Origin of the sequence: Chitinophaga sp. CF418 (assembly GCF_900142925.1) — a bacterium.
GTDB lineage: Bacteria > Bacteroidota > Bacteroidia > Chitinophagales > Chitinophagaceae > Chitinophaga.
In genome coordinates this window covers 391,817-407,819 of record NZ_FRCN01000006.1, presented here as the reverse complement: position 1 = coordinate 407,819, position 16,003 = coordinate 391,817, and the positions used below count along the sequence as shown (strand labels likewise).

The 16,003-nt window shown below is 48.7% G+C and carries 9 protein-coding genes and 1 riboswitch; of the genes, 5 read left to right on the top strand and 4 right to left on the bottom strand.

The features are described 5' to 3' along the window. The first annotated feature begins 2 nt into the window (after positions 1-2). The 4 genes from F3I09_RS15720 (at position 3) to F3I09_RS15705 (ending at position 8,783) form a co-directional block, all read left to right on the top strand. Entirely contained in the window at positions 3-2,765 is a 2,763-nt protein-coding gene (locus F3I09_RS15720; protein ID WP_149695987.1) for a hypothetical protein, read from the top strand. After that, the gene (locus F3I09_RS15715) at positions 2,766-5,300 is read left to right on the top strand and encodes a contractile injection system tape measure protein (RefSeq protein WP_149695986.1); all 2,535 of its coding nucleotides are present in this window, start codon (positions 2,766-2,768) and stop codon (positions 5,298-5,300) included. After that, positions 5,285-6,637, top strand: coding sequence for an ATP-binding protein (locus F3I09_RS15710; RefSeq protein WP_149695985.1), 1,353 nt, complete (start codon positions 5,285-5,287; stop codon positions 6,635-6,637). Before F3I09_RS15715 ends, F3I09_RS15710 begins: the two co-directional genes overlap by 16 nt. 529 nt (positions 6,638-7,166) lie before the next feature. Beyond that, positions 7,167-8,783, top strand: a complete 1,617-nt coding sequence (locus F3I09_RS15705) for a murein L,D-transpeptidase (protein WP_149695984.1) — start codon at positions 7,167-7,169, stop codon at positions 8,781-8,783. A 213-nt stretch (positions 8,784-8,996) separates the two neighbouring features. On the opposite strand, the gene F3I09_RS15700 is transcribed toward F3I09_RS15705, so the two are convergent. From F3I09_RS15700 to F3I09_RS15685, 4 genes are all read right to left on the bottom strand, one after another. Then, positions 8,997-9,743 (bottom strand): murein L,D-transpeptidase catalytic domain family protein, encoded by a 747-nt coding sequence (locus tag F3I09_RS15700; protein WP_149695983.1) that lies wholly within the window; start codon positions 9,741-9,743, stop codon positions 8,997-8,999. A gap of 854 nt (positions 9,744-10,597) precedes the next feature. Continuing rightward, positions 10,598-11,647, bottom strand: a complete 1,050-nt coding sequence (locus tag F3I09_RS15695) for an agmatine/peptidylarginine deiminase (protein ID WP_149695982.1) — start codon at positions 11,645-11,647, stop codon at positions 10,598-10,600. Continuing rightward, positions 11,647-12,522, bottom strand: coding sequence for a carbon-nitrogen hydrolase (locus F3I09_RS15690; RefSeq protein WP_149695981.1), 876 nt, complete (start codon positions 12,520-12,522; stop codon positions 11,647-11,649). Before F3I09_RS15690 ends, F3I09_RS15695 begins: the two co-directional genes overlap by 1 nt. A 56-nt stretch (positions 12,523-12,578) precedes the next feature. Beyond that, the gene (locus tag F3I09_RS15685) at positions 12,579-14,474 is read right to left on the bottom strand and encodes an STN and carboxypeptidase regulatory-like domain-containing protein (protein WP_149695980.1); all 1,896 of its coding nucleotides are present in this window, start codon (positions 14,472-14,474) and stop codon (positions 12,579-12,581) included. 70 nt (positions 14,475-14,544) lie between these two features. Further along, positions 14,545-14,760: riboswitch (cobalamin riboswitch) on the top strand. Positions 14,761-14,933: 173 nt separating this feature from the next. On the opposite strand from F3I09_RS15685, the gene F3I09_RS15680 reads away from it, so the two are divergent. Next, positions 14,934-15,992, top strand: a complete 1,059-nt coding sequence (locus F3I09_RS15680; RefSeq protein WP_149695979.1) for a DUF5074 domain-containing protein — start codon at positions 14,934-14,936, stop codon at positions 15,990-15,992. Positions 15,993-16,003 lie beyond the last annotated feature (11 nt).

Genomic DNA, 16,003 nt, shown 5'->3' with positions numbered 1-16,003 from the left:
TTATGGCAAAGATTCCTTTACAGATCAGCCGGGATAAAGAGCGGGACACCAGCCTGGAATATTCCAGGTTGCGGGCCGAAGCGCTTACGCTTGTGCAGGAGTTGTCTGGTCATATCTGGACAGACTATAACCTGCATGACCCTGGTGTTACCATGCTGGAGCAGTTGTGTTTTGCGCTGACAGATCTGGCCTATAAAACGGACTTCCCTGTCAATGAGCTGCTGGCTGACAGGAACGGGCGTATCAATGCCACTGATAATGCGTTTTTCAGCAAAGCTGATATACTCAGTTCAGGACCGGTGACGGTTGCGGATTACCGTAAGCTGATACTGGACCAGCTGGAGGAGGTGGAGAATATCTGGATAGAACCTGTTTTGTCAAAATATACCCCCGGTGCGTCCAAAGGCACTTACCGGGTCTTTATACAGCCCAATGATAAACTGACACGGGAGATAGAAGTCCGCCAGTCTTCGGCAGACAAACTGGTGGCAGACGTCAGGAACTGCCTGATGCGCTACAGGAGTGTGGGCGAGAACTTTGAAGAGATCTCGGTACTGAAGGCGCAGCATATTTCCATCAAGGCAACTATTATGGTAGATCCCCGCTATCCTGTGAGGGAAACACTGGCGTATATCTGTAGTGCGATTGAACAGGTAGTGCATCCTTACGTACGCTTTCTTTCAGAAGCAGAGCTGCTGGAGGCCGGATATGCAACAGAGGATATTTACCTGGGTCCGCAGCTCACCAGGGGCTTTGTGCCTGATGAAGACCTGCTGGAAAGAAAACAACAGATCGATCCTTCGGAAATGGTGAAAGCAGTGTCGCTGGTAACGGGCGTATTGCAGGTAAAATACCTGCATGTATCGGCAGATGGTGTGAATTTCAGCAGTCGCCCGGTAGTAGTGCAGCCGGGTTATTATCCTTATGTAGACATTGCCGACAGTCGTAACGATATTGGCATTTACAGCGATCAGTTTGAACAACATTCCCGTGATGCGGTATTCTGGAATGTGTATCAGAAGATCAGGGAGGTGAAAAAGCGGCACTATACAGGTCAGGAGAAAGGACTGGCGGATCATTCGCTGGAGGCTACCTATCGCGATGCCGGACAGTATTATTCCCTGCAGCATTTCTTTCCTACCATTTATGGTGTAGGGAATGATGAGATATCCCGCTATGAAACGCCGCAGCGCAGGGCGCAGGCCAAACAGCTCAAGGCTTATCTCTTATTCTTTGAACAGATCCTGGCCAACTACCTGGCGCAACTGGGGAACCTGTCGGCCGTTTTTTCGCCGGATATCGATAAGGTCCTGCCTAATACTTACTTTACACAGCCCCTGTATGATGTGCCTCATGTCAAACACCTGCTGAAGGCCTTTACGTCAGGCAGACAAAGCTGGGAAGCATTTACGGCGGATTCAGATAATGAATATGTGCGGTCCCTGCGGAGGATGACGGAGCAGGACGAACTGTATCAGCAAAGGAAGGTCCGCATCTTTGATCACTTGTTGGCCCGCTTTAACATGGTGGTGCCACGATACCCGGTGAGCCTGTATGAAATGACATATCAGCCACCGGATGAAAAGAGCAGGATCAATTGTGAGCTGCGCTGGAAGGCCGGTATCCTGCAAAAGCTGCCGGCGCTCTTATCTGAGCGTGTGCAGGCCTTCAACTATATGCAGAATACAGAAGGTGCTGGCCTTTTTTCCGGATACCATCAGTGGTTATATAAACTGCTGCATATTGAACGCAACCTGATGGAGCCCTTAACGGCGGTCTTCAACAGAGACCATGTAGACATGAAGGTGAGCGGATGGCAGCCGGTACCGCAGTCAAAGCATATACATGTCAACGGTGAAACCGTCTGGTACAGCGATGATATTGCTGATGAGGATATTGGTACAGAGAAATACTACTTCGGCCATCAGCCTGTTTCCCTGCTGAAACATGGCGTAGATCCTGCACATTACAGGATTGTGGAAGATCCTTCGAATAATCATTTCCTCGTTTTATATAAGGCCCCTGGTCAGAACACCTGGCATGCGGTAGCCAAACATTTCAGCAAGCAGGCGGCCACACAGGCGCAGAACCGTATGATCAGGCACCTGCAGGATATCAGTAAGGAATCGGAAGGTTTTTACATTGTAGAACATACACTGTTAAGGCCTTTGCTGAAAACAACTGCTTATGGTTTCCGGCTGCTGGGGCGCGGGGGGAAACTGCTGCTGGAGCAGCGTATCTACCAGACATTCGACGACAGGGAGCATACAGTCAATCTCATCATAGATACAGACTGGCAAACGCTGACGGCAGCGGATATGTACCAGCAGTTATTGAAGTCCTGCCTGGTGTATACCACGCAGCCGACCCTTGAAGCCGACATGACGGAAATAGCGGTCAGTCTCCGGCAGATAGCAGCAGGTTCCATTGCTGATTATCCCAGGATGGACTTTTATGTTGACTCGGGGAATGGCCATGCGATGCCGGACACCTTTTACCGGCCGGCTATCTGTGTGGTGCTGCCTTCCTGGCCGGCCAGGTTCCAGTATGAAGAATTCAGGAAGTTCACGCAGGACCTTATCCGCGAGCAAACGCCTGTCTATTACAAGCTCAGTTTCCGCTGGCTGAGTATTGCAGACATGCGTCAGTTCGAAAGCCTGTATTATCCCTGGTTGAAGGCATTACCTGACTTTTATACCAATGGTATTGTGCCTCCGCAGCGTTCGAAGCTGCTGGAATTCCTCACTAAAAACAGGCGGCCGTAAATGGGCAAAGGTGAACATATTATCCGGAAGTGGACGTTTGATGTGCAGTATACTGATAAGGATAATGCCAGGGCTTTGCATGATAAATTCAGCAGCCTGTTCAACCTCCATCTGTCTCCCGCAGCGGAAGCTGTCATAGACAGGGTATTGTCGCCTACAGAGAGCGTCTGGATCTCACAGCTGGAGATAGACCTGGGCACCATACCCTACACCAATTTTGAACAGGATATCATCCGCTTGTTGCCGGAGGCTTTGGAGAAGGCCTTACGGGAACGTATTGCTAAAGCGGACCAGCATCAGGATACCGTGGAAGGACTACACTTCCATACAGCGGCAGACCGTTATTATGCGCTTTTAGGGCATTACCTGCGTACAGGAAGCCTGCCCTGGTGGGCAATGCCGGAAGAAGGAGGCGAACTGGAAACGATGTTGCTGTCGCTCATCACAGACGATCCTTCCCGTTTTGCATCGTTCATTACCAATATCGCACAGCAGGAATATATCCTGAAAAGGATCGCCTGGCATTTCTCCCGGGATGTGGTGCAGAAGATCATCACCTCACTGGAAGAGGCGCAGGCTACTTTCATCCTGGGGTATATTACCGGGGTGATCACCCTGCACAACCGGCAGCCCCTGGTACAGAATGCCCAGAGTGAATTTGAGCGGGCGGTATGGCTGTTTGTGCTCACCTATCTTGTTACCGACAACAGTGGTCAGTTCAACAGGAAGCAGTTCATTCGCCGTAACCTGGAAAGGCTGGCGCGGCACTTCAACGTCGATTATTTTCACCTGCTTTATATTTTCCGCAAGGCGATAGATACCTACCGGCAATACATCCCATCGGATTCTTTCGTCACCTTTATACAGGTATTGTATGAAGAGAATGAGACGGCGGGACTGCATTCGCAGGGAGGACAGGCGCTGGTGGTGATGCCACACAATGCGTATGAGCAGGTGGTGGCGCCCCGTTTGCTGCCATTGCCCGGAGGTATACATACTGACCTCCCGTTGCCACTGCTATGGATCAACTATGACACTATCGTCAGCAAGGAAGACCGGGAAGAGGTCTGGGAGCAGGCGGTGGTATTGTTCCGTGCGTTTATTACCGGGCAGCCTTTACCTGTTTGGTTCAGCAGATTACAGACAGGGCGCCAGGAAGTATTGCTAAGGCAGGCGGTGATCCTGCTGTTCAGAAAGCGGCCGCTCATGCTGGCGTCTATGTGGGAACAGCCGGTGCATAAGCTGCAGGCAAGGTTGGAAGTGCACCGCTTATTTGACAGGCCGGTCACGCCGCTGGAAGAGAACATCCGCAAACAACTGCAGGTCTATGCCGAGCAGGATACTATTCAATTCCTGCAACAGGCATTGCCGCATACTTTCACACAACACCGGAACAGCTTCAGGGAGATATGGCTGCAATACCAGCAGCGTTCACATACAGAAAGGCTGGCGTTTTACCGGAACGTACTGGCGCCTGTCGCCGTGTTACAACAGGTAGCATTACATACTACAGAGGATGATTTCTGGCATATGATGCGTGATGCACTACCACTGTTGTGGGGCAACCATACCATCACTGCATTGAAGGAGTGGCAGGGACTAATGGAAAGCCTGCTGACGGATAACCTGGAGCGGGAACGTATCCGGTTGTTGTTCCGCAGGTTCAACCTGTTATGGCTATCAGGAAAGATACAGGTGAATAACAGCGACGACTATATCAATAACCTGGCAAGGTTCATCGGCAGTTATGATGAAACAACCATGCATAAACTGCTGAAGGCCATTGTTAGCTTTGATATGGGCGCTGTATCTTCTTTCACACAGATACGTGCGGCAGTACCTGTATTACAGCAGGCCACGGCGGCCATATTGAAAACAAGTACAACGCAGGCAGGCACAGCACCTGAAGAACAACAGACACTGGTACCCGCCAGGCAAAAACAAGAAACATCAGCACCTGTTATGCAGGAAGAAAGACCTTATGAAAGCCTCTTCGGCAGAAAGCAGCCGATAGCAGGAACAGCGGAGCAGGCTGTGACTATACAGAATGCGGGACTGGTGTTACTGCATCCGTTTTTCCATACTTATTTCTCCCGCCTGGAGCTGTTGTCCGGAGGAAAATTTGTTGATGAAATGGCCCGGCAAAGAGCTGTCAGGCTCTTACAGTTGCTGGTGGACGATGGCGAAGAGCAGCAGGAGCATGCATTGGTATTGAATAAGGTACTGTGTAATATGCCCTGGGAGGAGCCGCTGAACCCTGACATCGTAATAACAGACACTGACAAAGCGCTGGCCCGTTCACTGATAGGCGCTGCCATCCAGCAATGGCCGAAGATGCATAACAGCTCCGTAGAGGGGTTCAGGGCATCTTTCCTGAAGCGGGAAGGCCTGCTCTGGCAGACAGAGGAAGCGTGGTTCCTGCAGGTGCATAAACGCAGTTACGATATTATCTTACAGACACTACCCTGGAGTTATGGCATGATGAGATTTGCCTGGCTCCCTAAAATGTTATATACCGAATGGACAATCACCTGATTGCAGCCAATGCAACAGCTTTATACAACGATCTGCAATGGTTCAGCGAGATACTGCAACTAAGAATGAAGCTGTATTTTGAGCAGGCGCATACCTTCGTGGCCGAAGAACCGCCTCCGCCGCCGGGCATAAAGGGAGCGGTGTATTCCCAGATCGTGAGTCATTATAACATGAGCGTACAGGAAAGGCTGGTGCTCTTGCTGGCTTTATGTCCGCATATACAGCCGCAGCTGCTGGATGTTTTTTTTGTCAAGAACAGTACATATGACAGGGGCTTCACTGAATTCGGGGGAATGAAGGGGAACCAGCATGGTGGCTTTCTTCCTACAGGCGAAACAGCTGCATTCCTGCTGGCCGCCAATGATCTGCAACAGCGATTTCAGTTGCTGCAGTTATTCAGTCCGGGGCATTTCTTTGCGAAGCATAACATGCTGAAACTGGTGTCTGCGCATGTAGATGAGCCTTCATTGAGTGGCGCCTTACAGATCTCTTCGGAGTACCTGAGCTTCTTTACACATGGTACGCCCTATCAGCCGCATTATAGTACGCAGTTCCCCGCAAAACAGATCCGGACAGACCTGGACTGGAAAGATCTTGTGCTGGACCAGCACATTATGGCGGAAGTGGAAGAGATCCGCACCTGGATAGAACATGGTCCTACACTGATGAAGGAGTGGCAGATGGAAAACAGGATCAAACCCGGTTACAGGGCTTTGTTCTATGGCCCTCCGGGAACGGGTAAATCATTTACCGCCTGCCTGCTGGGAAAGACATTCCAGCTGGATGTATACCGCATTGACCTCTCGATGGTAGTATCCAAGTATATCGGTGAAACGGAGAAGAACCTGGCAGGTGTATTTGATCAGGCAGCGAATAAGAACTGGATACTCTTTTTTGATGAAGCAGATGCCTTGTTTGGCAAACGTAGCGCTACCAACTCTTCGCATGATCGTTACGCTAACCAGGAAGTGGCGTACCTGCTGCAAAGGATAGAAGATTTCCCGGGGCTGGTCGTGCTTGCTACCAACCTGAAGGCGAATATAGATGAGGCATTCGGAAGAAGGTTCCAGTCGATGATCTATTTCCCTGTACCCGGACCCGCGCAGCGGCAACGCCTCTGGCAGCAGTCATTCCCTGCACAGGTACAGCTGGATGCGGACGTGAGCCTGGAAGACATCGCGAAGAAATATGAACTGGCAGGTGGCGCTATTATCAATGTGGTGCAATACAGTTGCCTGGCAGCACTGAGGAAAAATAGTAAGACTATTTTACTAAAAGATATACTGACAGGCATACGTAAGGAGTTCAATAAAGAAGGGAAGACGCTCAATTTCTAAATTCTTACACTGCCTGGGAAGTTTTTTCTACAGAAGGTATAGGCTCCCCGGGGGGAAACGCCGCGTTACAACACACACGGTACCTACGGAGCCGATTGTAGCGAATGAACCTGTTATGCGGGGCCGGGGTTGAAACCCATACCGGGGGGCGTCCATACGCGGGTTATCGCCCGTACCCGGGGGGTATCACCCGTACGCGGGGTTATCACCCATACGCGGGTTATCGCCCGTACCCGGGGGTTATCACCCGTACCCGGGGTTATCACCCCGGGCTACAAACACGCGGCACCTACGGAGCCGATTGTAGCGAATGAACCCGTTATGCGGGTCCGGGGTTGAAACCTCGCGCTACAAAATATTGGGGCTTCGTTAGAAGTCCTACCTCGATCAGCCTGCCATAGGAATAAGTACAAACCGTTATAGGTCTATAGATGCATTGGGTATAAGATGCATCGGGTATAAGATGCATTGGTATAAGATGCATCGGATATATAAAGGCAGAGGCACGCCTTTTGCATCCTGGTTAAGTATGAGAACAAATAAATCACTGCTGCTGATAGCTTTCGGGCTATGCGTGTCTTCTTATAGTTGTAAGAATAAAAGTACGGACAAGCAACAGGAAGAAACCATTGCTATTACCATTACCCCCAGAAATACGCTGGTTACACCTGCGAATGCCTACAATGATCTTTTTCTTGACACCAGTGATGTAACTAAATTCATCGCAAAGCAAAAGCTGAATGATACGCTTGCCAACCGTTTACGTAGCTTTTACAATGCGCGCAATTATGAGTTTGCCTGGTTTGATAGTCATGGGTTGAATGAACAGGCTTATGGCTTCCGCAGTCTTTATGATTATAGTGTAGATACGAGTGAGAATAATAAGTCGCTGGAATACCGGCTGGACGCTATGATGACGGGAGACAGCGATTCTGCTGCTTCTCGGCGGGATGCCGATATTGTGAAGACAGAGTTACAACTGACGCAGCGCTTTATTGATTATTACCTGAACATTAGTGCTGATAAAACAATAGACGGACTTGAACATGCGGTGCCTGCAATGAAAGAAGAGATCATGAAAAAGGCGGCAGCTGTTCTCGATAATAAGAAAAAAGATGCAGTAAACAATACTTATAACGCGCTGCTGAAGCCCCTGCAGAAGTATATGGACATTGCAAAGAAAGGAGGATGGGATACGATTACAGTAGAGAAGAAAACGCGGTATAAGAAGGGCGATAGTACAGCCCTTATTGCCTGGGTGAAAAAGCGTTTGCTTATCACCGGGGAATTGCCTGAAAAGGATACGTCGATTGTATTTAATGATGGATTAGAAAACGCAGTGCGCTTGTTTGAAGGCACCCATGGTCATACGCCCAAAGGCGTTATCACAGACACCCTGCTACGTGAGATGAATATGTCTGCTATCCAGCTGGTACAGCGTATGCTCATTAACCTGGAAAGGATGCGTTGGGCGCCGCAGATGCCGGAGGGCCGCATTATACTGGTGAATATACCGGAGTTTGCCTTATATGTGTGGAACGGTAAGAACAAGGAGTTTGATATGCCTGTGGTGGTGGGGAAGGAGGGTAAGAGCACGACCATGTTCTCAGGCAACCTGAACCAGATCGTCTTCAGTCCTTACTGGAACCTGCCTAATAGTATTGTGCGGGAGGAGATATTGCCGGCAATGGCGCGTAACCGTAACTATCTCAGTAGAAAGCATATGGAGGTTACGGGAGAACGGAACGGGCTGCCTGTTATCAGGCAATTGCCCGGGAAGGATAACCCGCTCGGAAGGGTGAAGTTCCTGTTCCCTAACAGCTTCAACATTTACTTTCATGATACCAATCAGAAATATTTATTCGAAAAAGATCAACGGGCTTACAGTCACGGCTGTATCCGCTTAGGCGATCCTGTAAGGCTTGCCAATTACCTGTTAGTGGATAATAGTACCTGGACGCCAGAAAAAATTGATAGTGCAATGAACAGTGGGAAGGAAAAATACGTTAAGATAAAGGACCCGGTGCCAGTGCTGATCACTTATTACACTGCCTGGGTCGATGAAGGAGGGTATCTGCAGTTAAGAGAGGATATTTATGACCATGACGCCTATACAGCTTCCAAGCTCTTTACGGATTCAAAATAACCGTCACCTGATCACTACAACACGATATAAAATTCATCCCATCCCCCTGGCCCTTTTCGGTACACGCGTTATCACCACGCAGAGGCCGGTAATGTTATTGCAGCGTGCAAGCAATAGACGCTGTCATGTGAGTATCTGAAGAGGGGCCAGGGTGGATGAAAGGATGAAGTGGATCTGATCTGATTATTGGAAAAAGGATATCAGATGCGCATCTTAAGCAACGGTAGTATCTTTCTCCGCCGCCAACATCTTTGAATTAGCCATATATGATTTGTCAGGACTGTACAGGAACAGGCAGCTGCCATCTTTGATGACTTCGATGATCTGTTTATGTATTTTTTCAGGAATAGCCGGGCAACCCAGGCTGCGTCCTATATACCCCTGCAGTTTAGCGATCTTTTCGCTGACATATGCCGCACTGTGCATCACGATACCTCTGCTCATAGCATTATCGTTAATACCTTCTTCCTCGCCTTCTAAACGTAAGGAATAGCCGTGCTGCCCTTTGTAGGTATCGCCAGTCACATAGAACCCAAGGCTGCTTTTAAAGCTTTCAGGCGCATTGGAAAAAGTGGTGGCAACAGCGGCACCGGAATTACGTCCGTGGGATACGAAGGTGTTAAACAGTACTGCTCCCTTTCTCAGGTCAATCACGAATAAACGCTTTTTGTTGGAAGGCTGACTGAAGTCGGCGATAGTCAGCAGGTCGGGATTTTTCAGTTTACCCTCTTTCTCCAGTTTTTCCAGGCCGGACAGTGCATAGTCGAATGCCTCTCTGGAGAGTCCCAGAGAGTCCAGCTTCAATGCAGCGAACAATGCCTGTTTACTACTGAACCTGCTTTCGGCAAGGGGGATAGTGCTCGTTTTATTCCCAACGGAGGGAGCAATGGTAAAGAGGATCCCGGCAAACAAGCCGACGGTAAGGGAGTGTTTAATAAGTTTCTTAACAGGTCTCTTCATCAACGGAAAATGGATTGAAATTCTAAAAATAAGCCGGGCTTATTTGGAGTCCGGCTGTGTTATGTAAAATGACTAATGCAAATTTAACGCGTGAAATGCTAAAGAATTGTGAAAGAGGTTAATTTAAGCTCTGCAGTAAACTGATGTTTAACAATGTTATGACATTGGGGGTGGGAATGGCCATAGGTTGAGGTGCGGGATATGGTTGGATGGAGGCCTTTCAAATAGTATTCAGTCAGGTACAAGATTCGCTCAAACTTCGTTTCTCCTATGTCTATCTTACGTTCATCTTAGGTCTTTGAACCTAGGATGAACGTAAGATAGACATAGGAGAAACGAAGCTTGTACCTGTTTTAAACGGATGCTGAACGAACATGAACCACTAGAATGTAATATTGGCAGTCCAGTATGTGGGCCAATTTTGGGCCACGATACCATACATTATCCATGCCTTTAACATGCCTTTAACATGCCTTTGCAGATGAGGGGAATTGGGAGGCGATATGTCAGGATGGCAGCTTGTGTTTAAATGAGGCGCTAATCCGGTAGGAGTAAGGTGGAAACGGTGTGGAGATATAGCTATATAGGAGCTCTACTATAGCTTTACAGGCACTGTTCTATAGCGAAGGCTATACAACGGCTGGGGTAAAGACGGTGAAATGAGCCTGTATACCGGGTTTCGGAGCATAGCCGGCTATAGGACGAAAGCTATTTCAACGGGGGAGGTAGGTGTGAAATGCAGACTCGTCCGTAAATAAGGCGCTATAAGCTCATAATTTGGAAAATGAAGGCAAGGGAAAAGCCTGCCAGGAGATTAATCCCCTAACAGGCTTTAAATAGCATTTATAACCATTTTAAACAGCAGGTTCCTGCTGGCTCAGGCAGTGGAAGCTACCCAGGCCCCAGATGATCTCGGTTGAGTCAATTCCCACCACTTCACGGTCTTTAAAACATTCTGCAATAATTTGTAATGCCTTATCGTCGTTTTTACAGTTGTAAACGGGAACGATCACATGCTTATTGCTGATATAAAAATTAGCATATGAGGCCGGGAGGCGCTGGTCGTCATATACTACAGCATCCGGCATAGGCAGTTCCACCACGTTCAGCTGTTTACCGTTCAACAGGCGCATTTGCTGTAACTGGCGTAGGTTACCCTGCAGCAGTTCGTAGTTTTCGTCCTGCTTGTTGCTTTCCACAACTGTGAGGACGGTGTCTTCATTCACGAAACGGATAGTATCGTCAATATGGCCGTCAGTATCGTCTCCTACGATGCCCTCATCTACCCATAATACCTGGTCAACACCATAGAAGTCCTGCAGGTAACCTTCTATCTGCTCCCTGTTCAGGTGCGGATTACGGTTTTCGTTCAGCAGGCAGCAGCCGGAGGTCAGCAAAGTACCTTTCCCGTTAAATTCTACAGAGCCACCTTCCATGATGATACCGGGATTGTATACCGGCAGCTTGAAATGTTCGGCGATACGGGTAGGGACTACATCGTCCTTATCGAAGGGAGGGTATTTACCGCCCCAGGCGTTATAATTCCAGTCTACAATGACCTTTTTCTGTTCAGCAGCCGGGTTGATGAGGAAGGCAGGGCCATGGTCGCGGCACCAGGCATCGTTGGTGGGGTGGAGGAAGAATTCCACCTTATCCATGTTGACACCGGCATTGCGCAGGTGACCGATAGCGAAAGCCTTCATGGCTTCATCATTCACATTGATACGGACCAGTTCACTTTCTGCCAGGTATTTTACAAACTGGCTGTAGTAAGGATAGATCGTTTGGATCTTTCCGGGCCAGCTGGCTTCTTTATGAGGCCAGCTCAACCAGGTAGCGACATGCGGATGGAATTCGGCAGGGAAAAAGTATCCCTGCTGTTTCAAGGTTGGTAGTCCGTTCATTATGCTTCGTCGATAAATCTTTTGGTGATAGGAGCGTAGGAATCAATTCTTCTGTCGCGCAGAAACGGCCAGTGAGTGCGGTACCTGTCGGTCGTATTCAGGTCCAGTTCCTGCACGTACACTTCTTCCTGGTCGTGAGACGCCTGGTAGATAATAGTACCGAAAGGATTGGAAATGAAGGAACCACCCCAGAATTTCATGCGGCCATCCTGTTCGAAGCCTACACGATTCACACTTACCACGTGTATGCCATTGGCAACGGCATGACTGCGCTGGATGGTCTGCCATGCGTTGTACTGTTCTGTGTTGGTAGCTTCGTCCTGGGAGGTAGCCCAGCCGATAGCGGTTGGATAGAACAGTATTTCAGCGCCCATAAGGGCAGTGATCCTGGCAGCTTCCGGATACCACTGGTCCCAGCAGATGAGTACACCCAGGGTGCCGAATTTTGTCTTGAAGACTTTATATCCCAGGTCGCCCGGGGTGAAGTAGAATTTCTCGTAATAAGCCGGATCGTCCGGGATATGCATTTTACGGTATTTACCCAGGTAGGTCCCGTCTGCGTCCAGTACGGCAGTGGTGTTGTGGTAGATACCCTGCGTACGTTTTTCGAAGAGGGAGGCGATGATCACCACGCCCAGTTCTGCCGCTACTTTCTGGAGGGAGTCGGTAGACGGACCGGGAATAGGTTCTGCCAGGGAGAAATTATCATAATCCTCCACATCACAGAAATAAAGGGAAGTAAACAATTCCTGCAAACAAACGATCTGCGCACCTTTAGCGGCGGCGTCGCGGATACCTTTGGTAGCCTTGGCAAGGTTTTCAGCCTTGTCTTTGCTGCAGGACATTTGCACAAAACCTACTTTAACTTTTGACATTACCTGAGTTTAAATTTTACCGTTTAGAAAATGAAGGCGCAAATTTACCAAATAATCTAGAAAAACCCGATGCCGATATGCCAGCCGAACCAACCCAGGAGACCGTCGCCAAAATCGAAGGGGCTATAGTGTCTGGGAACCTTTATTTCATGTTCCGGTTCAGACACATCCAGTTTGTCGCTATGATAAACGGTAAACGTCGGACCGGCAAAGAAGGTGATCTTTTTTGCCAGCCGCCTGTTCCAGGCAGCCTGCAGCCTGATCATCGTATTGGTAGAGTTCCAGTTGCCAACGTAGAGGAATTGAGAGGTAGTTTCCGCAGTAATAAAAGTCACAGGAGATAATTTGAAATCATGCCCGATACCGTAACCGAAGGAGTAGGCCCTCTTGTTGCCCAGGCTCATACCTGCCAGCAGGAGGCTATATAGCTTCCTGTTGCCGGATTTGTAGGCTATGTTCAGGTCAAGGACCTCGTTGGTATAGATCTGTACCTGGTGATAACCTCTCCGCACGATGCTGATCAGGCCTATGCTGTAACCGTCGGAGGAGTCGGCGTAGTTCAATAGTCCGATCTGTACGCCTTTGAGGATGCCCGCATAATTCACCAGACCGGATATCTGGGTACCGCTGGTCGTATCTATGCTGACATTCACCGCGCCGGCAATCTGTGCGCCTTTCAGTCGTTTGGTATAATTAATGGCGCCGGATATCTGTGCGCCGTTGGTGGTATCGATGTTGACATTTACAGCGCCGGCAATCTGTGCACCTCCAATTCCCTGGGCGTAGTTGACGAATCCTGCCAGCTGTGCACCGCTAATGACTCCTCTTGCCACACTAATGGCGCCGGCTGCCTGCACGCCCCTGGTATTACCACCGGCATGGCTGATAGCGCCTGAAAGTTGTGCACCTTTTGAATCGCTGCCCGTCTGGTTATATATGCCGCTCGCCTGTACCCCGTGGAAACCATATTTCAGCACATTGCTTATCCCGGCTGCCTGTACACCTTTCAGTGAATCCATGGTGTGGTTATGTATTCCGGCCAGCTGCACGCCGGTCATACGTCCGCCGACGATATTAAACACACCTGCCATCTGCACCCACTTCACATCCTTCTGATCGATGTTGAACACACTGGCCAGTTCAACCCCACGAAGACCGGCAGTATAACCACCAATCAGGTTCAGGGAAAATTTATTGATCACCTGCGAGCCTATTTTACCATGTGTACCAATAGCGGGTACCAGAGAGTACTGGTAAGGCTGTTTGGTAAAGAACTCACTCAGGTTGAGGCTCTGCATCCGTTGGCGGGAGGACAGGAAGAAGCGGCCGAACATGGTCTGCTCCACATGGGAATACTTATTTATGTCTACTACACTCAGCTGTATAGGTGGGGCTGGCTTAATGCTGGCATCCAGTTCCTGGTCATGCCCGGTGAGTATCAGCATAATGGTATCGCGGTACAGTTCCTTACTGACAGTCAGCATGGCCGCGGTCCTTTCCTTTTCACGCAAACGTATCTTATAATAGCCCAGTTCATTTGTCATGGTGGAGATGAGCTGCATCCTTTCATAGACGCTGGCATTGCTGATGGGAGACCCTGTAACGGCGTCTTTTACATGGCCGCTTACCACGAACCATTTCTCTTTGGAAGAGGTACCGGGTTGTATGATAACCTGGTTACCTATTTCACGGAACTGGAAATTGCCCTGGAACAACATATCCAGGACCTGTTTAACAGACTTGTTATTCACATGTACTGTTACGAGGCTGTCATCATGAATAAATTCCTTTACATAAGAAAAGTGAAATCCGCCCTGCATGCTAATGTTATCTAGTACTACAGCAAGGGGTTGGCGGTCGGCATCAACGGTAACCGTTTTATTGAGCGGGCTTTGGGCATAACTGGCATAGCTTCCGAAGAAGATTGCTACCAGCAGGAATAGATGTTTCAACAGAACAGTTTTGATATTCTGCGGCAAGATACTATCTATTTTTCTTTTTGGATATTAACTACTCATACTGTAGGTTTGTGCCGCATTTGGTTTCACCGGATGGTGAATTAATAGGGAATCCGGTGTAAATCCGGAGCTATCCCCGTAGCTGTAATCCTGCATCGCACACAACGATCGGTTTTTCCGGACACTCAATCTCCCAATTGCCACTGTTCGCCTCCGGCGAACGGGAAGGCCCGGAAAAAGCAGGAGAGCCAGAAGACCTGCCAATAGCAACCGACATTCCGTGCCTTCGGGTGAAAGACACTTGATGCAGTTACAGCCTGTAGAGGCGCTGTTTCTTATTCTATCAATTTATTGGTGCCGGTAAGAAAGTCACTGTAGACAAGATTACCTGAATTTGTCTATTCAGCTGAATGAAGGTCATGGTATTCATCAACCGAGATAAACGTTCGAATTATGCATAAAAATTTACGCAATTGGTTAGTGGCCGGTCTGCTGTTTACAGTGGCCTCTTGTTCAAATGATGATGCGGTAGCGCCTCCCGCGGGTAAGTATGACAATGGGTTTTATATGATCAGTGAAGGGAATTTCGGTTTTGCTGCCGGTGATGTGAACTACTATGATTACGACAAGGATTCTATTTACAAGTATGCTTATTCTGCAGAGAATCCCGGTAAAAAGCTGGGTACTTCTTCCACTACTATGCAGTTTGGTACTGTTTACAATGGTAAGTTATACCTGGTAGGTAAATATGATGGTCCGTTTGTAGCAACTGATGCCGCAACATTGCAAGAGACCGGACGGGTGGACAGTTTGCCGGGACATGACGGACGCGCATTCCTGGGAGTGGATGACAGCAGGGGGGTGCTCAGTACCGGCGTGGGACTGTATCCTGTTACCCTGTCTCCGCTGACATTGGGTACAAAGATCAGCAGTGTGGATGGTGAAGTAAGAGATATGATCAAAAGCGGTAATTATATATTTGTAATGTCGGTGAAAGATGGTATCGTAGCCCTGAATGCCAATGATTACAGTGTGGCGAAGAAGCTGGGAACAGCGGTGTCAGGCTTTGTACAGAGCAAAGATGGTAATGTCTGGGCAGCATCCGCTACACAGCTGAAGAAGATCAATGCTTCTACACTGGCTGTGGATAGTATCACTACCGGGTTCCCCGTTTATTTTAACGAATGGACATATATCAATAGCTCTATAGTGGCATCGACTACAGATAATGCTATTTTTATCATTTCAGGCGCTAACAAGGTATACCGTTATACTGGTGATGCAGCATCTCTTGGCACGCCGTTCATTACCCTGCCTGCAGGACAATACTTCTACGGAAAAGGTATCGGGTATGATAAAAAGAGGAATTACCTGATATTGAACAGTAATACAAATCTCTATGGGTCTGATCCCAACAATACGATCTATATACACAATGCGACTACAGGAGCCTTGCAGCACAGCAAGACTTACGAGGGATTCTATTTCCCTGGTATGGCTGTTTTCCGTTAATTCATTGAGAC

Coding starts and splice junctions, on each gene's coding strand:
- F3I09_RS15720 (WP_149695987.1), top strand. CDS start 3: ATGGCAAAGATTCCTTTACAGATCAGCCGGGATAAAGAGCGGGACACC.
- F3I09_RS15715 (WP_149695986.1), top strand. CDS start 2,766: ATGGGCAAAGGTGAACATATTATCCGGAAGTGGACGTTTGATGTGCAG.
- F3I09_RS15710 (WP_149695985.1), top strand. CDS start 5,285: ATGGACAATCACCTGATTGCAGCCAATGCAACAGCTTTATACAACGAT.
- F3I09_RS15705 (WP_149695984.1), top strand. CDS start 7,167: ATGAGAACAAATAAATCACTGCTGCTGATAGCTTTCGGGCTATGCGTG.
- F3I09_RS15700 (WP_149695983.1), bottom strand. CDS start 9,743: ATGAAGAGACCTGTTAAGAAACTTATTAAACACTCCCTTACCGTCGGC.
- F3I09_RS15695 (WP_149695982.1), bottom strand. CDS start 11,647: ATGAACGGACTACCAACCTTGAAACAGCAGGGATACTTTTTCCCTGCC.
- F3I09_RS15690 (WP_149695981.1), bottom strand. CDS start 12,522: ATGTCAAAAGTTAAAGTAGGTTTTGTGCAAATGTCCTGCAGCAAAGAC.
- F3I09_RS15680 (WP_149695979.1), top strand. CDS start 14,934: ATGCATAAAAATTTACGCAATTGGTTAGTGGCCGGTCTGCTGTTTACA.